This window comes from Nocardia sp. CA-135398 (assembly GCF_050955845.1).
In the GTDB taxonomy this organism is placed as follows: Bacteria; Actinomycetota; Actinomycetes; order Mycobacteriales; family Mycobacteriaceae; genus Nocardia.
Map to the genome: position 1 here is coordinate 7,707,264 of NZ_CP192084.1, position 25,126 is coordinate 7,732,389.

Annotated in this window: 25 protein-coding genes, 1 pseudogene and 1 riboswitch; of the genes and pseudogenes, 11 read left to right on the forward strand and 15 right to left on the reverse strand. The window is 66.8% G+C overall.

The window, feature by feature from the left end:
• Positions 1-99: 99 nt before the first annotated feature.
• Entirely contained in the window at positions 100-1,593 is a 1,494-nt protein-coding gene (locus tag ACQP1T_RS34370) for an MFS transporter (RefSeq protein WP_433757167.1), read from the reverse strand.
• 132 nt (positions 1,594-1,725) lie between these two features.
• Between ACQP1T_RS34370 and ACQP1T_RS34375 the strand changes: the two genes are divergently transcribed.
• Positions 1,726-2,469 (forward strand): TetR family transcriptional regulator, encoded by a 744-nt coding sequence (locus ACQP1T_RS34375; RefSeq protein WP_433757168.1) that lies wholly within the window; start codon positions 1,726-1,728, stop codon positions 2,467-2,469.
• A gap of 43 nt (positions 2,470-2,512) precedes the next feature.
• A riboswitch (SAM riboswitch) is annotated at positions 2,513-2,623 on the forward strand.
• Between the two features lie 239 nt (positions 2,624-2,862).
• Positions 2,863-4,014 carry a homoserine O-acetyltransferase MetX gene (gene metX / locus ACQP1T_RS34380; protein ID WP_433757169.1) on the forward strand — a complete coding sequence of 384 codons (1,152 nt, stop codon included), beginning with the start codon at positions 2,863-2,865 and terminating at the stop codon, positions 4,012-4,014.
• A 25-nt stretch (positions 4,015-4,039) separates the two neighbouring features.
• Here the strand turns inward: metX and ACQP1T_RS34385 are convergent, their stop codons facing one another.
• Both ACQP1T_RS34385 and ACQP1T_RS34390 read right to left on the reverse strand, forming a co-directional pair.
• Entirely contained in the window at positions 4,040-4,453 is a 414-nt protein-coding gene (locus tag ACQP1T_RS34385; protein WP_433757170.1) for a type II toxin-antitoxin system VapC family toxin, read from the reverse strand.
• Complete coding sequence (locus tag ACQP1T_RS34390) at positions 4,450-4,701, reverse strand: hypothetical protein (RefSeq protein WP_433757171.1); 252 nt, start codon at positions 4,699-4,701, stop codon at positions 4,450-4,452. The genes ACQP1T_RS34385 and ACQP1T_RS34390 overlap by 4 nt, the downstream gene beginning before the upstream one ends.
• 151 nt (positions 4,702-4,852) lie before the next feature.
• Between ACQP1T_RS34390 and ACQP1T_RS34395 the strand changes: the two genes are divergently transcribed.
• The gene (locus ACQP1T_RS34395; protein WP_433757172.1) at positions 4,853-5,800 is read left to right on the forward strand and encodes an oxygenase MpaB family protein; all 948 of its coding nucleotides are present in this window, start codon (positions 4,853-4,855) and stop codon (positions 5,798-5,800) included.
• A gap of 397 nt (positions 5,801-6,197) precedes the next feature.
• Positions 6,198-6,737 carry a hypothetical protein gene (locus ACQP1T_RS34400; RefSeq protein WP_433757173.1) on the forward strand — a complete coding sequence of 180 codons (540 nt, stop codon included), beginning with the start codon at positions 6,198-6,200 and terminating at the stop codon, positions 6,735-6,737.
• A 301-nt stretch (positions 6,738-7,038) separates the two neighbouring features.
• On the opposite strand, the gene ACQP1T_RS34405 is transcribed toward ACQP1T_RS34400, so the two are convergent.
• Together ACQP1T_RS34405 and ACQP1T_RS34410 are read right to left on the reverse strand one after the other, a co-directional pair.
• Positions 7,039-8,127 (reverse strand): IS110 family transposase, encoded by a 1,089-nt coding sequence (locus ACQP1T_RS34405; RefSeq protein WP_433757174.1) that lies wholly within the window; start codon positions 8,125-8,127, stop codon positions 7,039-7,041.
• A gap of 155 nt (positions 8,128-8,282) precedes the next feature.
• Positions 8,283-8,528 carry a DUF3017 domain-containing protein gene (locus ACQP1T_RS34410; RefSeq protein WP_433762482.1) on the reverse strand — a complete coding sequence of 82 codons (246 nt, stop codon included), beginning with the start codon at positions 8,526-8,528 and terminating at the stop codon, positions 8,283-8,285.
• Between the two features lie 275 nt (positions 8,529-8,803).
• Between ACQP1T_RS34410 and ACQP1T_RS34415 the strand changes: the two genes are divergently transcribed.
• Together ACQP1T_RS34415 and ACQP1T_RS34420 are read left to right on the forward strand one after the other, a co-directional pair.
• On the forward strand, positions 8,804-9,355 hold the full coding sequence (locus ACQP1T_RS34415; protein WP_433757175.1) for a carboxymuconolactone decarboxylase family protein: 552 nt from the start codon (positions 8,804-8,806) through the stop codon (positions 9,353-9,355).
• Positions 9,356-9,442: 87 nt separating this feature from the next.
• Positions 9,443-9,907, forward strand: coding sequence for a tRNA (cytidine(34)-2'-O)-methyltransferase (locus tag ACQP1T_RS34420; RefSeq protein ID WP_433757176.1), 465 nt, complete (start codon positions 9,443-9,445; stop codon positions 9,905-9,907).
• Between the two features lie 114 nt (positions 9,908-10,021).
• On the opposite strand, the gene ACQP1T_RS34425 is transcribed toward ACQP1T_RS34420, so the two are convergent.
• Genes ACQP1T_RS34425 through ACQP1T_RS34435 form a run of 3 tightly spaced genes read right to left on the reverse strand, consistent with a single transcriptional unit; the run spans position 10,022 to position 11,994 of the window.
• A complete protein-coding gene (locus ACQP1T_RS34425; RefSeq protein WP_433757177.1) occupies positions 10,022-10,252 on the reverse strand; it encodes a DUF167 domain-containing protein in 231 nt (76 codons plus the stop codon).
• The gene (locus ACQP1T_RS34430) at positions 10,209-11,324 is read right to left on the reverse strand and encodes a DUF4349 domain-containing protein (RefSeq protein WP_433757179.1); all 1,116 of its coding nucleotides are present in this window, start codon (positions 11,322-11,324) and stop codon (positions 10,209-10,211) included. Before ACQP1T_RS34430 ends, ACQP1T_RS34425 begins: the two co-directional genes overlap by 44 nt.
• 31 nt (positions 11,325-11,355) lie before the next feature.
• The gene (locus ACQP1T_RS34435; protein WP_433757180.1) at positions 11,356-11,994 is read right to left on the reverse strand and encodes a TetR/AcrR family transcriptional regulator; all 639 of its coding nucleotides are present in this window, start codon (positions 11,992-11,994) and stop codon (positions 11,356-11,358) included.
• A gap of 107 nt (positions 11,995-12,101) precedes the next feature.
• Here ACQP1T_RS34435 and ACQP1T_RS34440 point away from each other — a divergent pair, with 107 nt between their 5' ends.
• The gene (locus tag ACQP1T_RS34440) at positions 12,102-12,494 is read left to right on the forward strand and encodes a nuclear transport factor 2 family protein (protein ID WP_433757181.1); all 393 of its coding nucleotides are present in this window, start codon (positions 12,102-12,104) and stop codon (positions 12,492-12,494) included.
• A gap of 3 nt (positions 12,495-12,497) precedes the next feature.
• On the opposite strand, the gene ACQP1T_RS34445 is transcribed toward ACQP1T_RS34440, so the two are convergent.
• Together ACQP1T_RS34445 and ACQP1T_RS34450 are read right to left on the reverse strand one after the other, a co-directional pair.
• Positions 12,498-15,860: an error-prone DNA polymerase gene (locus ACQP1T_RS34445; RefSeq protein ID WP_433757182.1), complete on the reverse strand. Its 3,363-nt coding sequence runs from the start codon at positions 15,858-15,860 to the stop codon at positions 12,498-12,500.
• A gap of 68 nt (positions 15,861-15,928) precedes the next feature.
• A complete protein-coding gene (locus ACQP1T_RS34450; RefSeq protein ID WP_397052844.1) occupies positions 15,929-16,384 on the reverse strand; it encodes a hypothetical protein in 456 nt (151 codons plus the stop codon).
• A gap of 192 nt (positions 16,385-16,576) precedes the next feature.
• Here ACQP1T_RS34450 and ACQP1T_RS34455 point away from each other — a divergent pair.
• A pseudogene (locus ACQP1T_RS34455) lies at positions 16,577-17,521 on the forward strand (SDR family NAD(P)-dependent oxidoreductase); the annotation flags it as partial.
• Positions 17,522-17,616: 95 nt separating this feature from the next.
• Here the strand turns inward: ACQP1T_RS34455 and ACQP1T_RS34460 are convergent.
• The 3 genes from ACQP1T_RS34460 to ACQP1T_RS34470 are packed head-to-tail and all read right to left on the reverse strand — an operon-like array spanning position 17,617 to position 19,919.
• The gene (locus tag ACQP1T_RS34460; RefSeq protein WP_433757183.1) at positions 17,617-18,549 is read right to left on the reverse strand and encodes a sucrase ferredoxin; all 933 of its coding nucleotides are present in this window, start codon (positions 18,547-18,549) and stop codon (positions 17,617-17,619) included.
• Positions 18,549-19,115, reverse strand: a complete 567-nt coding sequence (locus tag ACQP1T_RS34465; protein ID WP_433757184.1) for a YdeI/OmpD-associated family protein — start codon at positions 19,113-19,115, stop codon at positions 18,549-18,551. Before ACQP1T_RS34465 ends, ACQP1T_RS34460 begins: the two co-directional genes overlap by 1 nt.
• A gap of 9 nt (positions 19,116-19,124) precedes the next feature.
• Positions 19,125-19,919 carry an alpha/beta fold hydrolase gene (locus tag ACQP1T_RS34470; RefSeq protein ID WP_433757185.1) on the reverse strand — a complete coding sequence of 265 codons (795 nt, stop codon included), beginning with the start codon at positions 19,917-19,919 and terminating at the stop codon, positions 19,125-19,127.
• 108 nt (positions 19,920-20,027) lie between these two features.
• Here ACQP1T_RS34470 and ACQP1T_RS34475 point away from each other — a divergent pair, with 108 nt between their 5' ends.
• On the forward strand, positions 20,028-20,726 hold the full coding sequence (locus ACQP1T_RS34475; protein WP_433757186.1) for a class I SAM-dependent DNA methyltransferase: 699 nt from the start codon (positions 20,028-20,030) through the stop codon (positions 20,724-20,726).
• Here ACQP1T_RS34475 and ACQP1T_RS34480 read toward each other — a convergent pair whose 3' ends face one another.
• Together ACQP1T_RS34480 and ACQP1T_RS34485 are read right to left on the reverse strand one after the other, a co-directional pair.
• The gene (locus ACQP1T_RS34480) at positions 20,727-22,295 is read right to left on the reverse strand and encodes a DNA polymerase Y family protein (RefSeq protein ID WP_433762483.1); all 1,569 of its coding nucleotides are present in this window, start codon (positions 22,293-22,295) and stop codon (positions 20,727-20,729) included.
• 366 nt (positions 22,296-22,661) lie between these two features.
• Positions 22,662-23,396 (reverse strand): hypothetical protein, encoded by a 735-nt coding sequence (locus ACQP1T_RS34485; RefSeq protein WP_433757187.1) that lies wholly within the window; start codon positions 23,394-23,396, stop codon positions 22,662-22,664.
• Positions 23,397-23,665: 269 nt separating this feature from the next.
• On the opposite strand from ACQP1T_RS34485, the gene ACQP1T_RS34490 reads away from it, so the two are divergent.
• Positions 23,666-24,262, forward strand: a complete 597-nt coding sequence (locus ACQP1T_RS34490; protein ID WP_433757188.1) for a TetR/AcrR family transcriptional regulator — start codon at positions 23,666-23,668, stop codon at positions 24,260-24,262.
• Entirely contained in the window at positions 24,259-25,110 is an 852-nt protein-coding gene (locus ACQP1T_RS34495; RefSeq protein ID WP_433757189.1) for a phytanoyl-CoA dioxygenase family protein, read from the forward strand. Before ACQP1T_RS34490 ends, ACQP1T_RS34495 begins: the two co-directional genes overlap by 4 nt.
• The last annotated feature ends 16 nt before the right edge of the window (positions 25,111-25,126 follow it).

Consider the following 25,126-nt stretch of genomic DNA (forward strand, 5'->3'; position numbering starts at 1 on the left):
CGAAATTGTTACCGACAAGTAGGTCGGCGGTGCCGACACCCTGCCGAAATAGCGATGTCCGGGCATCCCATCGGATACCCGGACATCGCTATTTCAGGATCAGATCGCGACCGGAATCCGGGCGTCCTCCTCGGATCCCTCGATCAGATTCTCCGGCTTGTCCCGAATCATCAACGCGATCACCGGAATTGCCGCGAGGAAGAATCCGGCGCCGACATAGAACGCCACGTCGTAGCTGTGGATCGAAGCGCGGGCCAGCAGATTGTCCATGGTCGGATTGTTCTGCGCGTAGGTCTTGGCCGTCTGCACCGAGATGGTGGTGAGCAGCGCGGTGCCGACCGCGCCGCCGACCTGCTGTGCCGCATTCAACAATGCACTGGCCACACCCGAGTCCGCTTCCTCGACCTGATGCAGCGCGACCGTCTGCATCCCGACGAACAGCGGGCCCATACCGAGCGCGATCAGCAACTGCGCGGGCAGCACGCTGACCGCGTAACCGTCGCCGTAGCCCAACTGCGCCAGCCACACCAGACCGAGCACGCCGAGCACGGCACCGACGACCATCAGCGGCCGCGGGCCCAGCTTCGGCAGCAGCGCACTGGTGACACCGGCCGAGATCGCGATGCCCGCCGGGAACGGCAGGAAGGCGAAGCCGGCCTTCAGCGACGAGTAGCCGAGGGTGATCTGGAAGTAGTAGCTCAGGAACAGGAACATCGCGAACATCGCGATCGGGATCAGCAGCGCGGCCAGGAAGGCGCCACCGCGGTTGATCTCACCCGGAATATGCAGCGGCAGCAACGGATTCGCCGAGCGACGCTCGATGGCGACGAAGGCGATCAGCAGCGCGACGCCGATGACGAGCAAGCCGAGGGTGCTGCCAGCCAGCCAGCCGTCCTCGGCGGCGCGGCTGAACCCGTACACGATGGCGATCAGACCGAGCGTCACGGTGACCGCACCGGGCACGTCGTAACCGCCGATGCGCGGTGTCGGCACATCCTTCAGCACGAATGCCAGCGCGCCGAGCAGCGCGAGCAGGGCGATCGGGGTGTTCACCAGCAGGCACCAGCGCCAGGAGGCGTATTCGGTCAGCGCGCCACCGGCGATCAGGCCGAGAGCCGCACCACCCGCGGAAATACCGGCGAAGACGCCGAAGGCGGTCGCGCGCTCCTTGGCCTCGGTGAAGGTCACCGAGAGCAGTGACAGCGCCGCGGGAGCCAGCAGAGCCGCGAACGCGCCCTGCAGCGCCCGTCCGGCGAACAGCTCCGCGCCGTTCTGCGCCAGACCGGCCACCGCCGACGCCCCGGCGAAGCCGACCAGGCCGACGATGAAGATCCGTCGCCGGCCGAGGTAGTCGGCCAGCCGTCCGCCGAGCAGCAGCAGACCGCCGAAGATCAGGGTGTAGGCGGTCAGCATCCACTGCCGATTGCCGTCGCTGATCTCGAGATCCTGTTGGGCGAAGGGCAGCGAGATGGTCACGATGGTGGCGTCGAGCACCACCATGAGCTGGGCCAAGGCGATCACCCCCAGGGCCCACCAGCGTGCCGAACTCGTTTGCTTCTCCAGAACTTCCACCGCTGTCGCAGTCTCGCTCACCTTGGTCTCCTAGTCCGAAGTTCGTGCAGCCATCCTGTCATCTACAGACATTTGTCGTCAAGAGAAAAATGTCGCACTCCGACATTTGACCGTTGAGGACACAAACCCGCCCGATTGCGATAGCATGGGGCCATGCTCGAGTCATCGACGCCGATCGGCGCGAGCGCCACAGCCGAGGACGCTGTGCGCGCCCCAGCGAATCCAGGGACCAGTGCGTCCGGCGGTCCGGGATTGCGCGAGCGCAAGAAGCAGCAGACCCGTTTGCGCATCATCGAGGTGGCACTCGACCTGTGCGACGCACAGGGATTCGACGCGACGACGGTCGAACAGATCGCCGACCGCGCGGATGTGTCCCCGCGCACGATCAACCGGTATTTCGACAGCAAAGAGGCCATCGTCCTCGGGCCGGTCAAGGATTTCGGACTGGCGATCGCCGAATGCCTGCGCGGACTCCCGGTCACCGGCAATGAGCTGCAATCGCTGCGCGAGGCCTTCTTGCAGGTCGTCGACCAGGCTGCGGCGAGTGTCGACGGACCGCTGTCATTCCGCCGCTTCCAGCAGATGCAGCGAATCCTGCGCAGCAGTCCGACGGTCAGCGCGCAGAGCATGGAACTGGCCGACGATAAAAACGCCGCGATCGCCGACGTGATCGCCGAGCGACTCGGCACCCAGCCCGACGCGCTGCCGGTGCGGCTGGTCGTCGGCGCCTGGCAGCTGATCGGCCATCTCAGCATGGAGTGCCAGAACTCGATCTTCGACGAGGAGGACACCGCCGCGGCCGCCGCCGAGGCCCGCAACGGATTCACCACATCGTTCGACGAATTCATGCGCGTGTGCACCGGGCGGCCCGCGACCGAGCCGGTGGAAACCCGGTAACGGATTTCAGTCGCCGCCCGCCCGCCGGTTACCATGTCCGTCAGGTCATGAGTGCCAGCGCGAAGCCCCGGCTTGCTGGACGGCAACCCTCCAGCAGCGGTGGGGTGCTCCGGGTGATGACCGGGCTCTCGATGGTCGAGGGCAAGCGCGCACTTCAGGAGGTTTTTCCGATGAGTTGTCGTCCGTCACCCGCACCCCGATAAGACCGCAGGCGAACAACCCTTTGGAGCACGATATGAGTGACCCCATCGCGTCCGCGGCCGGACTCCCGGTCTACCGGACCGCGGCCCGGTTCAGCCGGGTAGTTAACATCGGGGATGTGCGTTCCCTCGTGATTCCCCCGGCGTCGGCGACGCACTGTGCGCGGCGGGTCGGTTTCACGGCGGCGACGACGTGACTGTGACCGACCCTCGTACCGCGCGTTCCGCCACGGTGGCCCTGCCACCGCCGGACGGGAGGCTCGGCATCATCGCCATCGGGGATGTGCGGCTGGAGAGCGGCGCTGTCATCCCGGACGTTCATCTGGCCGTACAGCGCTGGGGCGAACTCTCCCCCGCACTGGACAATGTGGTGCTCGTCGAGCACGCGCTGACCGGCGATTCGCATGTCGTGGGGGTACCCGACGACATCCATCCGCTGCCCGGCTGGTGGGACGGCATGGTCGGGCCGGGCGCACCGGTGGATACCGACGAATGGTGCGTCGTCGCGACGAATGTGCTCGGCGGCTGCAAGGGCAGCACCGGCCCGTCGACGCTGGCGCCGGATGGAAAGCCTTGGGGCGCAAGGTTTCCGGAGATCTCGATCCGGGATCAGGTGACCGCGGAAGCGGCGCTGCTCGATCTGCTCGGCATCGAACGCCTGGCCGCCGTCGTCGGCGGTTCGATGGGCGGTATGCGAGTGCTGGAGTGGATGGTCGGCGCGCCGGAGCGGGTCGCATCCGCGCTGGTGCTCGCCGTCGGCGCACGCGCCACCGCCGACCAGATCGGCACGCAGACAACGCAAATCGCCGCCATCAAGGCCGATCCCGATTGGCAGGGCGGCGATTATCACGACACCGATCGCGCCCCGATGACCGGCATGGGCATCGCCCGCCGCATCGCGCACCTGACCTACCGCACCGAAAGCGAACTCGATCACCGCTTCGAGAACAACGCGCAGGGCGATGAGGATCCGCGCAACGGCGGCCGCTACGCGGTGCAGAGCTACCTGGATCACCAAGCCGAAAAGCTTTGCAGCCGTTTCGATCCCGCTACCTATGTGCTGCTGACCGAGGCGATGAACCGACACGATATCGGCCGCGGTCGCGGCGGCATCGCGGCCGCCCTCGCCGCCACCCCGGTGCCGTGCGTGGTCGGCGGCGTCGACTCGGATCGCTTGTACCCGTTGCGAACTCAACAGGAACTGGCCGACGGCCTGCCGGGCTGTGAGGGCCTGGAAATCGTGCACTCCCGCGACGGCCACGACGGCTTCCTCACCGAAGCCGCCGCGGTATCCAAGCTGCTGATCGAGACAATGCGATTGGCGCGAATCGGCCGCGCCAGCTGATAATTCGCTGCCGCCAACGCCACCGTCAGTCAGGTAGCAGTCGAAGAGGAACCGAGTGACGGGTTCGGACGGCGCTGAAATGGCGGCGATCCAGGGTTGCCACTTCCTTCACCTCGAGTCGTTCGGCGACGGCAAGGACGGCGGCATCGACCGCCCCCAGTGGGAAGTCGGCGTATTTCCGGACCAACTCGGCCATCCGAAATAGATCGGTTCGGGTGAGATCGATGAGCTCGATCTCATTGTTTGCGATCGATTCCAGGAACCGAGCCTCAGCGGTAGGTCCGACACGAGTTTCCAAGAAATAGCAGACCTCCGCGAGAACAGGGCCAGGCACAAGCAACGGCCCGGGATGCGTCTCCAGGAGATCAAGGCAGCGTTGATGATCCGAGTCGTTTTCGTTCAGTACGGCAACGAGCGGACCTGTGTCGCAGACGATCACTCGGCTTGTTTAGCACGCTCCTCGCGGAGTAGCTCTTCCGACCTCGCCGCGAGATCGGGCTCAGCATGCATCATGCCAGCAAACGAGAGGCGGCGACGGCGGTCGGCCGTGGACTCGGTGGTGGAGCCTCGTTGGGGGGCATCAGTGACGACCAACTGCAATGCGACGGCCCTGAGCGCATGCGCTTGGTCCGGCGTCAGCCGATCGACCAAGCGATGCAGATCTTCGTAGTCGTGCGCTGCGGTCATGTGTCGATTCTAGTGTGCAAACAAGAACGTTCAGCCCGACGCAGCCGTCATTCAGTCGGCCGCGCGGTAGGCGCACGAACAAATGCCACAATTGCTACGGTTGCGTTGTATTCGCCGATACGGGCGGGCCAGCAGGCAAAGGAGCAAGCAGATGGCCTTCGATCCGACCACTCTTCGCCGGGATGACTTCGGGTTCTTCGGCCCGGATTCGCCGAGTTGGAAGATCTGGACCGCGCCGACCGCCGTGATCGGCTTCCAGCGCGCGGTAGTCCTCGAGCACTTCGATCCGTTCCTGACCGCGGCCGTCGCCGATTCGCAGGGCATCTACACCGACCCGCGCAGTCGTCTGGACCACACCTTCGCCTACTTCCTGCTCGTCGCGATCGCCGACGGCCGCACGGCCATCCAGGCCGCGGAACATCTGATGCGGGTGCACGCGCCGATGACCGGTGTCGAACCGATCAGCGGCCAGCGCTACAGCGCGAACAGTCCGGAAACCCAGCTGTGGATCCACATCACCGGCTGGCATTCGGTGCTCGAGGCGTACGAGGTATTCGGCCCCGGTCCGCTCAGCCCGGAGGAAGAAGCGCGCTACTGGCGCGAGTGCGCGATCGCCGCCGAACTGCAGACCTGCAAACCGGAGGATGTGCCGCGCTCCCGCGAGGAGGTGCGCGCGTACTTCGCCGAGGTGCGTCCACGCCTGTGCACCTCCGAGCGCGCCGAGGAGGGCATGCACCACCTGCTGTGGACCTCGCCGCGCAATGGCGCGGGCATCAGCTATGCCCTCGGCAGTCGGCTACTGTCCATGGCTTCGGTTGCCACGCTCCCGAAATGGATGCGCAAACTCGGCCGCTTCGATCGCTGGGGAATCGTCGACCTACTGGTCCGACCGGCCGCCAAGACCATCGTGTGGGGCACTGCGGCATTCAACTCGTACGGTCTTATCGTCGCCGCGCCCTTCGTCGCACCGATGGCGGGGCAGATTCTGGAACAGCATCTGAAGGGCGAGCCCCCGGCGCGACTGGAGACGATTACGCCGAGCCGGGCGCGGCAGTTGTACGGCGGGCACGGTCGGCGCCCGGTCGCCGAGGTCGGCTAACGGGCGGTTCACCGGGGCCAAGGTCGGTTCGCGGGGACCGAGGGCGGCTAGCGGGCGGCGCGACGTACCGCTTCGATGCGGTTGATATTGACCTCGATCCAGTCCCGAGCGATAGGAGTAGCGATACCCGTCGAGCTGACATTTCATCGCTGGTGAAATGGTGGCTCCGCAAGACCTCGGGAGCCGCCATTTCACTGCGCTCGATCGGAAGCCGCGGCCGTCGAAAGTTGTTGCGCCTCAACCGACACCGTCGCCGAAGTGGTGACGCATAAGCTGCACGTGGGCCGATGGGGGTCGCCTTGACTCGGGCAGTCGCCGCTGTGCAGACTGGGCCGACATCGCACCCGTCTCGATTCGGCGGGCATTCCGGTTCATGAACGACATCGGGGGAAAGACCATGCGTATTCACCGTGCCCTACTGGCATTCTCCCTGCTCAGCGCGGTATTCACCGGCGCAACGGCGTGCTCGGACGAGCCGACCGAGCCCACCCGGCCAGCGGCGTCGACGACCTCGGTGCCAGCTGCGCCGACCGTGCTCGGCCCGCTGGGATTCGGCAAGCTTCGGCTCGGGATGAACCGAAGCGAGGCCGAGGCCAGCGGTGAAATCGCGGCCTTCGACGACACCAACGATCCGCCCGGCTGCGGCCGCTATACCGCGCGAGCCGGTTGGCGTGGGTTCACCAACAAGGGCGAAATCGTCGCGATCATGCCCGGCACACTTCCGGTCCGCACCCCCGAGGGCATAGCCGTCGGCTCCACCGTCGATGAAGTGCGCGCCGCGTATCCCACACTCGAGATCGGCTACAACTGGAGTTCGGCCGTGGTACCCGACCAACCCGCGCACTACGGCTTCCTCGGCATCTATAGAAATATGCCCGCCGATGCCAAGGTCACCCAGCTGATGCTCTACAACGACCGGGACACCTGCCACAACTGATATGTAGGCCTGTTCTGTCAAGTGGCAGGTGAAAGCGGTCCCGGTAACGTCGGTTGCCGGGACCGCTTTCGTGTGCGGTTGGGCGGGGTTTGTCTCGGGTCGTGTCGTGGTTGGCGACGGCGTGGTCAGACTGATATGCGCGGGTTGGTTACCGCAGGACGACTGTTCGATGGGGACGGTGCCGCTGGTCTAGCGTCGGGCATCGCGACGCGAAAAGCGTTGCTGCCCATAGTTGTGTCGCGGATCGTCCCGCACGCCGACTCGAGGGTTGACTCGCCTGGCCGCGGTCTCGGGGGCGGCGTCAGCCGCCATCGAGGATGGCCAGTGACCAGCACCAGCCGGCGAGTTCACGGGCGACGGCGACGTTAGCGATCACGGGCCGTTTGTGGTGGGCGGTGAATTGTTCCCACCGGTGGTGCAGTCGGTGGTTGCCGGCATGGCCGCGCACGCGGGCCGCGGCCGGGGCCAGCGCCCAGCGTGCGCCCATAGTGGCAGTCGGGTTGCGGTAGGAGCGGCGGTGGTGCCAGGCCGCCTCGACCAGCAGTCGGCGGGCGTGGGTGTTGCCGGTCTTGGTGATCGATCCCTGGGATCGAGTGGTGCCGGAGGAGAATTCGGTGGGAACCAGGCCCAGGTAGGCACCGATTGTCTTGCCGGTGAACCGATCCCAATTCCCGATCTCCACCGCCAGGGCGAACCCGGTCAGGGTCGAGATCCCGCGCAGACACCCCAACCGGTGGACCATCGGGGTGTAGTCGCTGGCGGCGGCCATCGCGGTGATAGCGGCATCGAGCCGGTCGCGGCGCGTCTTGGTCAGCGTCATCGCCTCGTAGTCGGCATCGAACGCGGTCTGCAACGCGGCCTGGTCGAAGCGCTGCCCACGCAACCACAGATCATGCGCCCCGGTCCACGCGGACCCACCGGAATACACAATCCCTTGCCGCAGAAGCAGTTTCGACAACCGGTGCCGGGCCCGCATCAGATCACCACGCGCGTCCTCACGGGCACGGACCAGATCACGCGCCGCTTCCTGGGCCACGCTCGGCACCGCCACCGCCACGATCTCACCCAGCCGCAGCAGCCGCGCCAGATGCAGGGCATCACGAGCATCGGTCTTGATCCGGTCCCCGGCCGGGCGTTGCAGTTTCGACGGTGCGGCCACGACAGTGTCGATCCCGGCCGCGGTCAAAGCCCGGTACAGGCCGAACCCGGTCGGCCCGGCCTCGTAAACCACTCGGACCGGCCCCGCCAGCCCAGCCAACCACGCCAGGATCTGTCCCGGATCCGGGCACAACCGCTGCCGCTTCAGCTGCCCGGTCTCGTTATCGATAGCACACGCCACCACCGATAACGCATGCACATCCAGCCCGACACTCGTACGCTCGATACTCACCGGAGGCCCTCCTGACCTGCAAATGTGGCCCTACCGAAGTGAGTTTCACCCCGGCAACCCACGCGGTTTTACAGAATCGAGGCCTCCGGCCCCCAAACTCAGTGGGCCTTCATACCGTCTAGCGGCTCGGATGTCGTGGCGAAATCGTCGCGGTCTCAGCCGACGCCGAGCGTATTGATCGTGGCGGCGATGAAGACGATGGCGCTGCCGAGCAGGCTCAGCGCGGCGACATCGAACGGCTTGCTTCGCACCGCCAGCAGCCCGACTCGCGCCGTCGGCAGGCAGAGCCGGAAAGTGGCCGCGAGCAGGGCCGCACCGCCGAAGAACAGTGCGCCGCGGCGCCAGCGGTCCCAGGCCACGAAGACGACCGCGAGCACGATGACCGCTGTCACGACCAGCATGGGCAGGTGGCAGCGCAGGAACTGCGCACCCGGGCTGGTCCGGTCGGACTGCCGTTCGGCGGCAGACGAGTCAACGTCGGTCACGCCCCGATTCTTGCAGACGGCATGCCGCCGCTCACACCAGTGCGACGCAGCCGTGCACCCGATTGCCGAGCCCCGAGGCACGGCTACTGCGCCGCAACAGGTTTCGCGATATCCGATCAGGCATTGCCTCCGACTACTACACGGCGTAGTTTCAGCGAGAAGAGATTCATCCCGCACGAGGGGGTACGGACATGCGAGCGCTCACCCGGATTCGGCACTACCTGCGAGCGATTCGACAGGCGAAGCGGAACCGATCCGATCTTTTCGGCTGGCTCGCCCGCCGACCGCAGATCCTTTTCGGCACGATCGGGTACGAGACAGCGCTGCTGTTCAGCAACAGACTGGATCCGAAGCTCAAGGAACTGGCCGAACTGAAGACGGCCGGACTCGTGAATTGTGAGTTCTGCCTGGATATCGGCTCGGCGCTGGCGCACTCGAGCGGACTCACCGAACAGCAACTGCGCGACCTGCCGCGCTATCGCACCAGCGACGCCTACAGCGACCTGGAAAAACTCGTCATCTCCTTCGCCGAAGCCATGACCGCCACCCCGGCCATCGACCTCGCGGATCTGCGCACTGAATTGCTGACCCACCTGTCCAAAGGGCAGTTCGCCGAACTGACGGCCACCATTGCCTGGGAGAACCAGCGTGCCCGCCATAACCAGGGCCTCGGCGTGCGCCCGACCGGGATGGCGGAGGGCATGGCATGCGCCATCCCGGAACGGGCCGCTGAGGAACGCTGAACCAGCGTTCCGCGCGCGAGCTGAACGTGCCCGAACTGAAGCCGACGTCGTTCCCGGCTGGCTCGAGCGACCTGGTTGACTGCACGGGTGTTCCGTTTGATGTTTCACGAGCCCGCGATTCCCGGAAATACCGGCAATGCGATTCGACTTGTCGCGGGAACCGGGTGTGAGCTGCATCTGGTCGAGCCGTTGGGGTTCGACCTTTCGGAGGCGAAGTTGCGGCGGGCCGGATTGGATTACCACGATCTGGCCTCGGTGACGGTGCACAAGAATCTCGCGGCGGCGTGGGATGCGGTGCGGCCCGAGCGGGTGTTCGCGTTCACGACCCAGGCGAGCACGCGGTATACCGATGTGGCCTACCGCGATGGCGATGTGCTGCTGTTCGGCACCGAACCGACGGGGCTGCCGACGGAGGTGCTCGACGATCCGCACATCACCGATCGACTGCGCATTCCGATGCTGCCCGGCCGCCGCTCGATGAACCTCTCCAATGCCGCCGCCGTCACCGTCTACGAGGCTTGGCGCCAGTTCGGATTTCCCGGCGCTGTATGACCCTGTCGCTCAACCCGATTCGGCGATGCCGAGACCGCTTGCGTGAGCCGTACACACGGAACATGGGTGTACGGCTCATACGAGCGGTGAGCAGTTCGAGCCCCAGTGCGGGGTTCAGAGGTCCAGCTCGAAACGTTTGAAGCGGGAGGTTGCGCCTGCGGCGAGCCGGACGGCGGACTTGGGTACGCCGTAGTGGTCGGCAAGGAGTTCGACCGCGGCCTTGTTGGCCTTGCCCTCCATGGCGGGGGCGCGGACGTACAGCAATAGGGTGCCGTCATCGAGGGTTTCGACGAGTGGACCCTTACGGCTGTTCGGTTTGATCGTCGCCCTTACGACCGTCGGCACCTGTATCTCCTGTCATCCCAGCGCCTTTCGCTGGCTGAGCGCTTGCACCAGTTCCCGCGCCTGAACCGGTTCCAGCACCCGTGTCAGTCTCGGCTCCGGCCCCTCCAGCCGATCCGGCACCTGCGTCAGCACCGGCACCTTCTGCTGCGGTCGCGCTCGCCCCGGTCGGCGCACCGACCGCAGCGGCCTTGCCGTGCTCGGATTCTCCCGATCCCGTCGAATGCCTCCGACCCCTCGCCACTCGCACAACGCCCCACACCACCGCGGCGATCACGACGACGAACCCGAGCCACGGAATCGCCTTGCCGGTGAACACCACCGCGTCCTTCAGCCAATTCACCAGCGAATGCCAACCGGAGACGATGCCGTCCCAGAAATTGGTCGGCCCCTCATCGGAATCCTTGTCCTCGGTGGTTATGTCGATGGTGAGGGTGGACAGCGCGACCTGATCGTCGAGGTGCCGCTTCTGTGCGGTGAGGCTGTCGAGTTCACCCTGCCGACTCGACAGCGCCTGTTCGGCGGCAATGAGATCCGCGGTGTTGGTCGCACCGGCGATGAGCGTGCGCAACCGGTCGACCGAGGCCTGCAGGGCCTTGATCCTGGCGTCGAGGTCCTCCCACTGCATGGTGACGTCGTCGCGGTTGGTGCTCATCCGGGTGACCCGGCCGACGCTGCCTAAGCCGTCGATGAACTTGTCGGTCTTGTCCGCGGGCACCCGCAGGGTGAGCGTGGCCTGCGGATCGTTGTCATCGGTCCGCGGCTGCTCGGTGCGGCTGTCGACCCGACCGCCGACCTCGCGCACCTGATCGGTCACCTGACCGCCCGCCTTGATCGGATCGTCCGCGGTGATGTCGACGCTGCCGGTGATGACCTCCTTGCGCGCCTCGACCGTGTTTCCGCCGGTATCCCCCTTCGCCGGGGAGCCCTCACGCAGACTCGGTGGCGGCGCCATCGGCGCGACGGTCGCCATGCCCGTCCGACCCGGACCGGACTTGTCGTCGTTGTCATCACCACAGCCGACCAGCAACGTCAAACCAAGCAGGCCGATCACCAGCACAGCAAGCTTCCGCATGGACGCAGGGTAGCCGCTGCGGCGGATTCGGTCACGAAGCTCGATGCGGCCCATTCCCGAATGCCGAAGGGACGCCGACCAGTTTCACGAGAAATCGTTCGATCTGATCGGCGAGCGGCGGCCAGGTCTGGCCGGGTTCGTTGAGCCGCATCGACACCGCGCCGTGCACCGCCGCGCGTAGATCCAGCATGACCGAGACCGGGTCGTCGACGGGTGCCAGACCGGCGTCCATACAGCGCCGGATCGCGGCGGCGGTCCGCTCGGTCAGTTCCCGCTTGAACGGCATGGACACGCGCTGGTTGATGGTGCTCTCGTGCAACACCTTGTACATGCCGGGGTGTCGATAGGCCCAGTCACCGAGGACGCGGATCCGAGCGCGCAGTTTGTCGACGGGATCATCGACCGCGGCCTCCGCGTCATCGATCGCTCGCACCAGATCGCTGTGATAGCGCTCCAGCGCGGCCGACACCAAAGCGTCCCGATCGGCGAAATGCAGGTAGATCGACGTTGCGGCACTGCCGATTTCGCGCGCGACCGCACGCATGGACAGGGCCTGGTCATCGCCGAGTTCATCCAGCAGCCGAATCGTGGCGTCGACGATCTCCGCACGCAGTCGGCCGCCGTGGCCGCGCGGATTACGACCGCGCCGGGTCGTCGTATCGGAGGTCATGAGGGGATTGTAGCTGGACATACGTAGCGCTACAGTTGTAACGCTACACCTGTTCAGTTACCGCTGCGACTGCTTGTATGTCGCTCGAAAGTTCGGAGTAAATCCTCGTGACCTGCGCAGATCCGAAGCTCGAATCGAATAGGCAGACCGTCCTCGCGTTCTACGAGGCCGCGTTCAATGCCAAGGATTTCGAGGCCACCGCCGAGTTCTTCGGCGCGCACTACATCCAGCACAATCCGGAAATCGCAGATGGTTTCGACGGACTTCTCGCCCGGCTCACCGACCTGAAGGAGCGCGCACCGAAACTGCGCGTCGAAGTGAAACACATTGTGGCAGAGGGTGATTACGTGGTCGCCCATGTGCACGGCGTGCGCGAGCCCGGTGATCGTGGGCTGGCGATCATGGATATCTTCCGCCTCGACGACGGAAAGCTGGCCGAACACTGGGATGTCATCCAGCCGGTTCCGGAGCAGGCCGTCAATGCGAACGGAATGTTCTAAGGCTCAACGGAAGTCGCGGGATCTCGAATCGACGCGCAGGTCCATGCGCTGCAGATATTCGGCGACGACACTGACCGCGCCCTCGGCATTCTGGACCCGGCCGCGAATGAGCAGGGCGGGGGCGCTCTGGGCCAGGCGGCGATAGCGGGTCCACAGGCCCACCGAGCAGACGATATTCACCATGCCGGTTTCGTCTTCCAGGTTGAGGAAGGTGACACCGGCGGCGGTGGCGGGACGTTGCCGATGCGTGACGGCGCCGCCGACCAGAACACGGGAGCCGTCGGGCACGTCGAGCAAACCGGCGGCGGGGATGACGCCGAGCGCATCCAGTTGCGGGCGTAGGAATTCGGTGGGATAGCTGCCCGGGGAAATGCCGGTGGCCCAGACGTCGGCGGCCGCGAGTTCTAATTCGCTCATGCCGGGCAGGGCGGGGGCGGTGGTGGCGGCGCCGGTGCCGGGAAGTCGGTCGTGGCGTTCACCCGCTGCGGCTCCCGCCGCCCACAATGCTTCCCGCCGGGTGATGCCGAGACAACCCAAAGCGCCTGCGGTGGCGAGGGATTCGGCTTGCGGGACGGTGAGTTCCACGCGACCGGTCAGGTCGAGGAAGGAGGTGTACGGACCGGACGAGCGGGCGGCGACAATGCGTTCGGCGAGGTCGGTACCGATGTGGCGGACCGTCGCAAGGCCGAGCCGCACCTCCTCACCGTGGTTTTCGAGGGTGGGTTCGGCGCGGCTGGCATTGATATCGGGTCCGTGCACCGGAACGCCGTGCCTGCGGGCGTCGGCGACCAGCGACTGCGGAGAGTAGAAGCCCATCGGCTGGGCACGCAGCAGTCCGGCGCAGAAGGCCGCCGGATAGTGCAATTTGAACCAGGCCGAATAGAACACGATCGACGCGAAGCTCTGCGAATGGCTTTCCGGGAAGCCGAAATTCGCGAAGGCGTACAGCTTCTCGTAAATGCGGTCGGCGACCTCGCCGGTAATGCCGTGCAGGTCGCGCATGCCCTGATACAGCCTGTCCTTGAGGCGCTCCATGCGTTCCGGCGAGCGTTTGGAGCCCATGGCGCGGCGCAACTGATCGGCCTCGGCGGCGGTGAAACCGGCGACGTCGATGGCCATCTGCATCAGCTGTTCCTGGAACAGTGGCACGCCGAGCGTGCGTTTCAGCGAATTCTTCAGCGCGTCATGGTCATAGCGCACCTTCTCGTCACCGTTGCGGCGACGGATGTAGGGATGTACCGAACCACCCTGAATCGGGCCGGGACGAATCAGCGCCACCTCAACCACCAGGTCGTAGAATTCCCGCGGCTTCAGCCGGGGCAGCGTGGCCATCTGCGCCCGCGACTCCACCTGGAACACCCCCACCGAATCGGCGCGCGAAAGCATCTCGTAGACAGCGGTTTCCTTCAGGTCCAGCTTGTGCAGCTCGACGGTCTTCCCCTTGTACTCGCGCACCATATCGATCATGTAGTGCAGCGCGGAGAGCATGCCGAGACCGAGCAGGTCGAACTTCACCAGATTTATTGCGGCGCAATCGTCTTTATCCCACTGCAGTACGCTGCGGCCGGGCATGCGCGCCCATTCGACCGGGCAGACATCGGCGATGGGCCGATCACAGATCACCATGCCGCCGGAATGGATGCCGAGATGTCTCGGCAGACCCTCGATTTCGGTGGCCAGCTCCAGCACTTCCGCGGGAATATCGGTACCGGTTTCGGCGCCTACTCCGGTCCAGCGGCTCACCTGCTTACTCCAGGCATCCTGTTGTCCCGGTGAAAAGCCAAGTGCGCGTGCGGCATCGCGGACCGCGGACTTGCCGCGATAGGTGATCACATTCGCCACCTGAGCGGCGTATTCGCGACCATATTCGGCATAGACGTGCTGGATCGCCTCCTCGCGGCGATCGGATTCGATATCGATATCGATATCGGGCGGACCGTCGCGCTCCGGGGCGAGGAAGCGTTCGAACAGCAACTCGGCGGCGACCGGGTCGACATTGGTGATGCCGATCGCGTAGCAGACGGCCGAATTGGCCGCCGAACCCCGCCCCTGGCAGAGGATGTCGTTTTCCCGGCAGAAGCTGACGATATCGTGCACCACCAGGAAGTAGCCGGGAAATTTCATCTCGTCGATGACCGCGAGTTCGTGCTCGATCTGCCGATACGCCTCGGGATTTCCCGATGGCGGACCGTAACGCCGAGCCGCGCCCTCGAGTGTGAGTTCACGCAGCCAGGAAGACTCGTCGTGGCCGTCGGGCACGTCGAACGGCGGCAGGCTCGGTGCGATCAATTTCAGATCGAAGGCGCATTCGCGGGCGAGCGTCACCGCATTCGCCACCGCCTCCGGACACGCGGCGAACAACTGCGCCATCTCCGCGCCGGAGCGCAGATGCGCACCACCGGTCGGCGCCAGCCAGCCCGCGATATCGTCCAGGCTCCGGCGCGCCCGGATCGCCGCGAGCGCCATGGCGCGACGGCGCTGGGCGGGTGCGGCGAAATGCGCCCCGGTGGTGGCCACCACGGGCAGACCGAGGCGATCGGCCAGGGCGATGAGGTGGGCGTTGCGTTCGTCGTCCTCAGGAATGCCGTGATGGGTGAGTTCCACGCTCACCCGGTCGACGCCGAAGCGCTCGGTCAGATCACGCAGGGTGGCCTCGGCTCGTCCGAGACGGGTGTCTCCCGCCTGCAGATCGCGTTCGAGGGCTTGGCGCACATGGCCTTTGCGGCATCCGGTCAGGATGTGCCAGTGCCCGTCCGCCGCCGCGGTGAGCGCGTCCAGGTCGTAGCGGAGGATGCCTTTCTCCCCCGCGGCCATATGCGCGGCCGCGATCTGACTGGAGAGTCGGCGATAGCCCTCTTGACCGCGGGCGAGCACCAGCAGATGCGGACCGGCCGGGTCCGGCGAACCGGTGCGCGGCGCCGAATCGGGTGCGCCGATATGTCCGAGCGAATTCCCCAGTCGCGGTGCGTCTTCCACGGTGCCGAGCGACAATTCGGCCCCGTAGACCGTCGGCATACCCAATTCCCTGGCCGCCTCGAAGAAGCGCACGGTTCCGTAGAAGCCATCGTGATCGGTGAGCGCGATCGCCTCCAGCCCGAGCCGCACCGCCTCCTCCACCAACTCCTCCGGCTGGCTCGCACCGTCGAGGAAGCTGTAGGCCGAATGCGCGTGCAACTCCGCGTACGGCACCACTGGGCCACCGGGCGGTTCGACCGGTTCGGGTCGGTAATCCCCGCGCCTGCGCGACCACGCCGGACTGTCGCCGCCGTCGCCCGGATACATCGCGTCCGGATTCGTCGGCCCCGGCCGACCGGACAGCACCCGCTCCAACTCCGCCCAGGTCGGCGGGCCGTTGCTCCAACCCATGACACATCACCTCCTCATATAGTCGAACATACATTCGAACCACGAAGAAGGTGAGGGCACCCGCCGAATCAGGCGACCGGGAGCGGATCCGTCGACTTCTCACCCAGCGCGGCCTCGACCTTGTCCAGGCTGGTGCGGATCACGGCGCCATAGGCGTCGTTGGCGAGGACATCGAGGTGGCCGCGAGCGATGGTCAGCTGCATATAGGCCACATCGAAGTCGCCGACGCGGCGGTGACTGTCGGCGAGATTGAGGTAGAGCGAGGGCAGGAATCCGCGCAGCCCCTCATCGAGCGGAACGCCAGGACCGAAGACCGCGGCCAGCGCGCGTTGATCCCAGTGCAGCGCACCTTCGGCCGTGCCCTGCAGATCGGCGAGGTGATGCGCAATCACGCAGCGCTGCAACGGATCTCCACCGTCGCCGAGCTCGTCCCACAGTTCCGCCAGCATCCGCCGCGCCGCCTCCGGATCACTGCCGGAGAGCCGCACCGCGGCAAAGATTTCCGCCATCCGATCGTCCGCCATGCGCAGAGTATCGCACATATGTTCGATAGATTCGAGACCGGTTCGAACACCTCGGCGTGGCCGGATTCGAACGCCGGAGGTGACGAAGCGCACTTGGCAGGTAAACTTACTTCAGAGTAAGTTCATGCCAACTCGACCTGCGAAGGAGCAGCGATGACCCGAGCTTCCGCTGATGACGTCGACCTGCGCGGGCAGACCCGGCGCAATCGTCGCAACCGCGACCTGACCGGGCGGCATGTGCTCATTACCGGCGCGTCCTCCGGCATCGGCCGGGCCGCCGCGCTGGCCGTCGCGGACAAGGGCGCCATCGTCTTCCTGCTCGCCCGACGCGCCGACGAACTCACGGCCGTGGTCGAGGAGATCCGGGCCGAGGGCGGCAGCGCCTACGGATATCAGTGCGACGTAACCGATTCCGACTCCGTCGACCACGCCGTCAAGACCATCCTGGACGAGCACGGCCACGTCGACATGCTGGTGAACAATGCGGGCCGCTCGATCCGCCGCGCCATCCACCGCTCCACCGACCGGCTGCACGACTTCGAACGCACCATGGCGGTCAACTACTTCGGCGCCGTGCGATTGACGCTGGCGCTGCTCCCGCAGATGCGTGAGCGCAAGTTCGGCCACATCGTCAATATCAGCAGTGCGGGCGTGCAGGTGGCCACGCCGCGCTTCGCCGCCTACCTCGCGAGCAAGGCGGCACTGGATAAGTTCGCCGAGGTCGCGGCGGTCGAAACCATGGCAGACGGCGTCACCTTCACCACCATCCACATGCCGCTGGTGCGTACCCCGATGATCACGCCGAGCGGCGATCAGGGTCCGTCGGCGTCCCCCGAATGGGCGGCCGCCACCATCGTGCGCGCGCTGAGCGAGCGGCCCAAGCGCATCGACGTCCCGCTGGGCACATTCGCCGAATACGCCGCGCTGCTCACCCCGAAGCTGCGCGATCGCATCCTGCACCGCTACTACCGTGCCCTGCCCGACTCCCCCGCCGCCAAGGGTGAGCAGGTGGACACTGGGGAACCAGCGGAATCCCCTGTGCCGCAACGCGAACCGCGTCAGCAGTCGACGACCCGCCGAGTCACCGGCACGGCCCTGCGCCGCGCTGCCCGCTGGGTGCCTGGCACGCACTGGTAAGCCCGCGACCTTCATCCCGCAGGGGGCGATAAAGGTCGCCGCGAACGGGACATGGCTGCGATGGATTCACGGCAACCATGTCCCGTTCGTCGTTTTCAGCCGAGGACTAGCCGGGGCCACTCTCCTGTGGTCAACGACTGGATCTGGTCGGCCACAATGGCGGTGACAGGTTTCGGGGCGGCACCGCAACTGGCTTGGCGCGGTGGGAGTTCGACGGTGCGGGTCCTCACACGCCAGCGGCGGCCGTCGCGATGGGTTACCACCGCCAGGTCGGAATTGGTTGCGGTGGAATCGGTTTCGCGACGAACGTCGAGTTCGTCGAGTCCCGCCGAAACCTGTTCGCGGACCGCGATTTCCGCGACCTGCTCGACAGGATGGTGACCGCTGCGGCCGCGCAGTCCAGCCAGCGAAACCGCACCGCGCTGCACGGCTTCGACCGCCGCGACAGCTGCCGCGGTATCGACGCGGCCGTAGGTCAGTCCGGCGGGCAGCAACACCATGGCGGGCGCGAAGCGATGACCGCCGGTGTGCGAGCACTCCCAGGCCCGATCCGGATAGTCGGCGGCCAGATTCGCGGCGATCGGACGGCCGAACAGCGCGCAGCACTGATCGCGCTTTCCGTGCGCACACACCAGGATCAGCGGATCACGCACGGGCGCACCGATTCCCGGCGGTGGACCGTTCAGCAGGTTCAGGTCCAGATCGAGCAACTGCTTCAGGTCGGTGATCTCGAAGCGTTCGCACCAGAAGCCCTGCGGACGCGAGTTGGCGATGAAAACCGTTCGGACACCGGTGAATTCATTGCGTCCCGGCCGCCGGATCAGCGTCGGACGAACCTTCGCGGCGGCGGTGCGGACAGCGAGTTCGGCAGTGATCTCCTGACCGAGCACCTCGTCACCGATCACATCCCGACCCCACGCGCCCGGCTGTTCGACGCACAGCCACCCCGTCACCCGAGTCGCCGTGCCGGGCAAGGGCACATCGACCGCGGCCGCGGCCGAGCACAGCATCCCTTCGAATCCGGTCATCAGCCCAAGGTCTGTCCGTCGGCGAACTTCCGCACGAACTTCTCGATGCGCCGCGCCCGGGTCTCGGGCTTGACGGCGTCGGCGAGCAAATAGCCGACGGCGGCACGCTGTTGGTTGCCGAGCGTCTGGAAGAAGGCCTCGGCCTCGGGATTTCGCGCGAGTGCGGCGAGGAAATCCGCAGGCACCACCGTCGCGCCGTAGGCCAGGTCCCAGCGGCCGTCGGCCTTGGCCCGATCGATCTCGGCCTGTCCGGCCGGATGCATCAGCCCCTGCTCGATCAGCTCGGCGACCAAGCCGATATTGCGCAGTGACCATGGGCTGCACTTGCGTCGCGGGGTGAAGCCGACCTGCCAGAACTCCGCGTCCTCGCCACGCGCCTGCCCATCGATCCAGCCGAAGCACAGTGCCTGCCGCAGCGCGCCGGCATGGTTCAGCGAAGCACGTCCGGAGCCCTTTTTGGCGAAGCGCAGCCAGACCCCGTCCACCGAGGCATGGTTGACCAGGAGCCAGTCGCGGAACGACTGCTCGTCGGGGAAGAACAGAACCGGGCGGTCTTGCGCGGGCACCGCTTCACTCTAGATAGCGGCGGCGGGGAGCGTCGTGAGGAACGGCAGTACGGCAGCCTCGAATTCGCGGTAGCGGTCGCGGTGGATGCTGTGACCGCAGGTGAAGGCGGTGACCGCGCAGTCCGGAATGGTGTCGCGCAGAATGGCCAGCTTCTCCGGATCGACCATGCCGCCGGGGCCGCCGCGCAGCACCAGGGTGGGCGCGGTGATATCGGCGAGCCGCTCCCACCACTCCGGATGCGGCTTGCGGAACTGTTCCAGCGCGGTCCGCGTCATCGAGCGATCGAAGGCGAGCACCGCGCGCGGATGCCGGATCAGGCTGGTGGTGGCGTGCCAGAGTTCCGGAATGGTCGGGAAGCGGCGGGTCAGCTTCACCTCTTCATCGCCGGAACGCAGCGGCATCGGGCACTCCTCGATGACCAGCCGCCGCACCAGTTCGGGCCGCTCCTGCGCGACACAGGAGACCGCATAGCCGCCGAGCGAATGTCCGACCAGATCCACCGAATCCAGCTCCAGCCGGTCACACAGGTTCAGCACGTCCGCGCCGAATTCGGCGAACAGATAGGACTCGGTGTGCGCGCTGCGCCCGTGCCCACGCAGGTCGGGAATGATGACCCGCCGCCCGGCCCGCACCAACGTGTGCGCGAACCGATCCCAGGTATGTCCGTCCCCGCCCATACCGTGCACCAGCACCACCGGCACGCCATCGCCCACCACGGAATCCCGATAGGCGATCCGCACGCCGTCGAGCACAGCCCTGGTCACCGCAAGATCCACGATTTCCGAGGGTACTGGTGTTGCCATAGCAGCGCCCCCGACTTGTCGCACGTATCACGGTGTTGGCTTCGCCATGCCGGGTGCAGTGGCCAAAATTGTCTGGCGGATGTCGAAGGGTCGCGGCAAACTGCGGCCATGCCCTCCTTCGCTGACTTCGATCGCCGCAACTATCACACCGTCGATGTCGCCGCCGGGTACGACGGGTGGGCGCCGACATATGAGCAGACCGTCATGGACGAGATGGATCTCGCGCTGCTGAATCGGCTGCGGCGACCGGACTGGGCTGGCGTGCGACGCGCCGCGGATCTCGGCTGTGGGACCGGGCGGACCGGAGCTTGGTTGCGGGAGCGCGGAATACGGCATATCGATGGGGTCGACGTGAGTGCGGGAATGCTGGCGCGAGCACGCGACCGCGGGGTGCACACCACACTTGCCGAGGCCGATGTACGTGACACCGGGTTGACAAGTGGCGCATACGATTTGGTGATCTCCTCGCTGATCGACGAGCACCTGGACGAGCTGTCGCCCTTCTACGCGGAAGCCTGGCGGCTGGCCGCACCCGGCGGCACTTGTGTCACGGTCAGCTATCACCCGCAGTTCATGATGGTGACCGGGATGCCGACGCACTACACCCCGGCATCTGGTGAGCCGGTCGCGATCAGCACGCATCTGCATTTGATCAGCGAGCAGGTGTCGGCGGCAACGGCGGCGGGCTGGGTGCTCACCGAGATGGCCGAGGCGCTGGTGGATGACGCGTGGATCGCGGCCAAGCCGAAATGGGCGCGGCTGCGCGGACATCCGTTCACGCTGGCGCTGGTGTGGTCGCGCACGTAGTCAGTCGTAGAGCCCCTCGGCGCGCCAGGTCTGATCGTTGTAGATGAGCAGCAGGACGCGAACGTCGGCCGGTTCACCGGCGAGTTGCACCTGGATGCGGGCGGCGATTCCGGCGCAGAGGGTGGCGGATTCCGGGGTCCACCAGTGTTCGTCCACCGACCACGGACCGGCCCAGCCCGCAAGGGGCCACTGCTTACTGCCCCAGCGCAGCAGGGCCGGGTCGGCGGTGAAAAGGCCACGGTCGGTGACCCGCACCGGCGTTCCGTCCGCGGCCTCCAGACGCACCACAGGACGGTTCACCAGGATCACCGCGGGTGCGGGGCGGGGCAGGCGGCCGGGCCACGGCAGAGCCGGGTCGGCGGCCGGAATCGGCTCGTCACCGAGCGCGACCATGGTGATGCGTTCGGCGGGCCCGCGACCGCCGCTGAGCACACCGACCCGAACCGCCTCACCGCCGAGCAGACCCTGCACCCGGATCAGGGCGCGGCGGGCCCGCTCGTCCTCCTCGCCGACGCCGCCCCACAGACCGAGCTGAAGTGCGCTCGCCGCAACGACTTCGACGGGCTCCAAACGCAGCAGTGTGATCGGTGCGGTCGGCCGGTCGCGGCGGGTGAGCCAGCCGTCGAGCTGCCAGCGCACCCGATCCGCGGTCCCCTCCGGGGTCAGCGGTTCGGCGCACCGCCAGATGCGCGAAAGCTGTTCGCCCGCTTCAGTTTCCGCGAGCACCGATAACCTGGTGCAGGCCATCGAGGCTTTGGACAGCGCCTCATGCAATTGGGCGGCGAGCAGGCGTCCGGCGAAGGCGGCCGCATCGACCCGATCGATCGGCGGATCGCAGCGATGCTGCACCGTCAGATCCTTCGGCGGACGACGCGCGGACGGCGGACGCTCCGGCGCGGCCCTGGCACAGCGATGCGCCAGCACGGCATCGGCGCCGAAGCGCGAGGTGACCTCGATCGGGGTCAGCGCGGCGAAATCACCGATCCGCCGCAATCCCAAGCGGTGCAGCAGATCCACCAGATCGATGCGTTCCGGTGCGGACAGGCTCGGTTCCAGCGCGAGTTCGCGCACCGGCAGTGGGGCCAGGAATCGCGCACCGCCGCCGGGCGGCACGATCGCGGTGAAACGCGCCGCGATCACCGCCGTGGACAATTCGTCGGCAACGCCGATCTGCGCCTCCACCCCGACCGCGGCGGCCGCGTCGACGAGCCGTTCGGCCGCCGCCTCCTCGGACCCGAAAAACCGGGCCGCACCGCGCGCGCCGAGCACCAACAGTCCCGGGCGCAGCACCTCCACGCCCGGCACCGTCGCATCGATGGCCGCCACCACCGGCTCGAACAATCGCGCATCCCGATCCGGATCCACCTGCGCGACATACACATTCGGACACCGTGCCTGCGCCTCCCGCTTGGTCAGCCCACGCCGCACCCCCTCGGCCCTGGCAACGGCCGAACACTCCACCACCTTATTGGCGAACAACACCGCCACCGGCCGCGTCGCAGGCACCCGCGCCACCGCCGCCGCGGTCACCGCCGACCAGTCCGGACACCACAGCGCCAGCACCCGCATCCCCACCCGACTCGGCTGGATCACCACACCGGCACCTCGTGTAGCGTCCTGGCACCCGCTATCCGGGGTGTCCAGTCGCAAGACCGGGTTCCCGGACGAACCTCGCCGCCGAGCGGCGGCGCGCCGCGGTCAATGCGGCAGCCAACCGTTGCCCACTGACCGGCGATGGTTACGGCAGTGAGCGTGACCTCGCCCGAATCATGCAAGCGCACCGCACATCACCTCACTTGCCCCGGCCTCGGCGCCGCGTCGAAACCCCACTGGTCGAGACCACGGCGGACCCGCAGGGCGCCCCGCGGTTCCGGTCGCCCCGGATCGACGGAAAGGCCGCTTCGCGCAGCTGAACTCATGGCGCGACGGGCCGACTCATGACGCCGCACCATGCGCCTCGACGGTCGTTTCATCGGCCGCGGCGACCGTTTCCAGTGCCACCCATTCCACTCGGCTCGCACTGGGGCGCAGCTCGATTCGGCCGTGACAGGGTGGGCCCGCCTTGCCGCGGACCGCGACCTCCAAGCGGAGCGAACGGAGGCGCCCGCGGCCCGCGCCCAGACCGCCGTACCCGGCGATGCGGGTATCCAAGCGCAGAGACGGATTGGGCCAGCGCCCGTCGGTGACCACCAGGGTGGCCCCCTTGCTACGCGCGCGGGCGGCGATGACGCGGGTCCGGGACGGGGCGACGGCGGCACCGGCGAGGCCGAGCACCACCAGATCGAGGCCGTCGAGCAACACCGCGGCCACCTCCACCGGATCCGGCCCGGGCTCGGCGACGACGGCGAGGCGCTGCAATTGCGCGCCCATCTCGACCGCGGCGAGCAGCCCGAGCCGCGGCATCCCGACCACAGCGGCATGCCCACCGCCCTCGGTCACCGCGGCGAGCAGCCCGGCCAGCAGCGAACTCGCACCCGAATAGGCCACCACCGACCCCTTGGCCAGGCCACCATCAGGCAAAAGCTCGGCAAGAGCTGGCGGAACCGCAAGCGCTTCCCTGCGCGATTCGGCGGCACGCGGAATCCGCTCGGCCGCCGCTTCCCCGCGCCCGGGTATCGCCGCCATCCGTCGGCGCAGCTCATCCAGTGTCGGTATATCCCTCGGCGGCATCCTGTCCCGCCGTCTCCCCGCCCCTGAATCCCCATCCGAACCCATCACAACCACCTACTTCCAACGATGGACCCGAGGCGAAGGCGCGGCCCGAACCCCCCAAGAACAAGGGTTCAGCACCGATCCAGCTATCGATCAGTATCGAATATACGTTCGATACCCGCTCAGTAGAAACCCACCCCCGACTTCCGTCAAGTACGCGTACCGACCGCGATCGCGTCGCAATGCTGCCGTTGTTTTTGAGTTGAACTCAACTTAGGATCAGAGTCATGCGCGAGCAATGGACCGGCCGCGGCGCGACCGCACGCAGGCGACTGCTGGAAGCGGCGCACGCCGAGCTGAGCGAAACCGGCGAACTCGAGGTGGCCGCCGTCGCCCGCCGCGCCGGGGTCAGCGTCGGGCTGCCCTACCGATACTTCGGCTCGCGCAGCGGACTGCTCACCGCCGTCATCACCGACTTCTACGACCGGCTCGGTGCCCAGGTCACCTATGCGGAATTCGCCGGAAAGGATTGGCGCGCACGCGAACACGCGCGCGTGGTGGCCTGGGTGAACTTCCTCTACGACGAACCGCTCGCCCCCGTCGCGCTCGGACGATTCGGTGACGCCGAGGCGGCGGGCGTGGAGCGGCAACGGCTACAACAGGCGATCGAGGTCGGCATCCGGAATATGGCGCAGGGCCAGCGACAGGGCATGGTGCCCGCGGACCGCGATCCGGAATTGCTAGTCGCGGCCGTCCTCGGTGGGGTGCACATGGCCGTCGCGGTGGCGCTCACCCGCAGCCCGCGCCCGGACCGGGCCGTCGTCGCCGACCAGGTATGGGAATTCGTGGCCGGAGCAACCGGCGCGGGGAAGGAAGAACAATGAGCACTGCACAACCGGAGGTCGAACGGCTCGAGGACCTCGCGGGCGATCTGTCTCGAACCCATCGAACCGTCCACGACGTACGCGACGTTCCCGCCGCGCAGGTGGACGCCGATCTCGCCGCCCTCGATCGCGACGGCTATGTGATCCTCGAGAGCCTGCTCGACTCGGCACAATGCGCGGAACTGCGCGCGGAACTCCTGCCCCTGCTCGGCCCGAACGGGCGAAATGCGTTCGAGGGCCACCGGACTCAGCGGCTCTACAGCGTGCTCGGCAAGACGCGCATGGTCGATCGGCTGGTCGACCATCCCCGCGTACTCGCCCTCTTGGATCGACTCCTGCTACCCGGATATCTGCTGTCGCAATTGCAGATCATCAATATCGCCCCCGGCGAAAACGCCCAACTCCTGCATCCCGACGACGGCTTCTATCCGGTGCCGCGACCACGAAAGGCCTTGTCGGCGGCCACCATCTGGGCGATCGACGAATTCACCGCCGAGAACGGCGCGACAATGCTCATCCCTGGCAGTCACCGCTGGCCGGACGGTCGGACACCACAGCAGGACGACGTGCGCGTGCCCGGCGTCATGCCCGCCGGCTCGTGCGTCTTCTTCCTCGGCACCCTCTGGCACGGCGGCGGCGCGAACCGCTCGGCGAGCTCGCGATTGGCCGCCACCGCGCAGTACTGCGAGCCGTGGTTGCGCACCCAGGAGGCCTTCACCCTCTCGACCAGTCGCGATACCGTGCGCGCGGTCTCGCCCGAAATCCGGCGCATGCTCGGCTACAGCATTCACCCGCCCTTCGTCGGCATGGTGGACGGCATGCACCCGGATCGGCTGCTGACGCAATAACCGGCACGACGCGAAT

Coding starts and splice junctions, on each gene's coding strand:
- ACQP1T_RS34435 (WP_433757180.1), bottom strand. CDS start 11,994: ATGACCTCCGATACGACGACCCGGCGCGGTCGTAATCCGCGCGGCCAC.
- ACQP1T_RS34395 (WP_433757172.1), top strand. CDS start 4,853: ATGGCCTTCGATCCGACCACTCTTCGCCGGGATGACTTCGGGTTCTTC.
- ACQP1T_RS34445 (WP_433757182.1), bottom strand. CDS start 15,860: ATGGGTTGGAGCAACGGCCCGCCGACCTGGGCGGAGTTGGAGCGGGTG.
- ACQP1T_RS34495 (WP_433757189.1), top strand. CDS start 24,259: ATGAGCACTGCACAACCGGAGGTCGAACGGCTCGAGGACCTCGCGGGC.
- ACQP1T_RS34415 (WP_433757175.1), top strand. CDS start 8,804: ATGCGAGCGCTCACCCGGATTCGGCACTACCTGCGAGCGATTCGACAG.
- ACQP1T_RS34460 (WP_433757183.1), bottom strand. CDS start 18,549: ATGACCGGATTCGAAGGGATGCTGTGCTCGGCCGCGGCCGCGGTCGAT.
- ACQP1T_RS34400 (WP_433757173.1), top strand. CDS start 6,198: ATGCGTATTCACCGTGCCCTACTGGCATTCTCCCTGCTCAGCGCGGTA.
- ACQP1T_RS34375 (WP_433757168.1), top strand. CDS start 1,726: ATGCTCGAGTCATCGACGCCGATCGGCGCGAGCGCCACAGCCGAGGAC.
- ACQP1T_RS34490 (WP_433757188.1), top strand. CDS start 23,666: ATGCGCGAGCAATGGACCGGCCGCGGCGCGACCGCACGCAGGCGACTG.
- ACQP1T_RS34390 (WP_433757171.1), bottom strand. CDS start 4,701: ATGACCGCAGCGCACGACTACGAAGATCTGCATCGCTTGGTCGATCGG.
- ACQP1T_RS34485 (WP_433757187.1), bottom strand. CDS start 23,396: ATGCCGCCGAGGGATATACCGACACTGGATGAGCTGCGCCGACGGATG.
- ACQP1T_RS34480 (WP_433762483.1), bottom strand. CDS start 22,295: ATGCGGGTGCTGGCGCTGTGGTGTCCGGACTGGTCGGCGGTGACCGCG.
- ACQP1T_RS34475 (WP_433757186.1), top strand. CDS start 20,028: ATGCCCTCCTTCGCTGACTTCGATCGCCGCAACTATCACACCGTCGAT.
- ACQP1T_RS34470 (WP_433757185.1), bottom strand. CDS start 19,919: ATGGCAACACCAGTACCCTCGGAAATCGTGGATCTTGCGGTGACCAGG.
- ACQP1T_RS34450 (WP_397052844.1), bottom strand. CDS start 16,384: ATGGCGGACGATCGGATGGCGGAAATCTTTGCCGCGGTGCGGCTCTCC.
- ACQP1T_RS34430 (WP_433757179.1), bottom strand. CDS start 11,324: ATGCGGAAGCTTGCTGTGCTGGTGATCGGCCTGCTTGGTTTGACGTTG.
- ACQP1T_RS34410 (WP_433762482.1), bottom strand. CDS start 8,528: ATGCTGGTCGTGACAGCGGTCATCGTGCTCGCGGTCGTCTTCGTGGCC.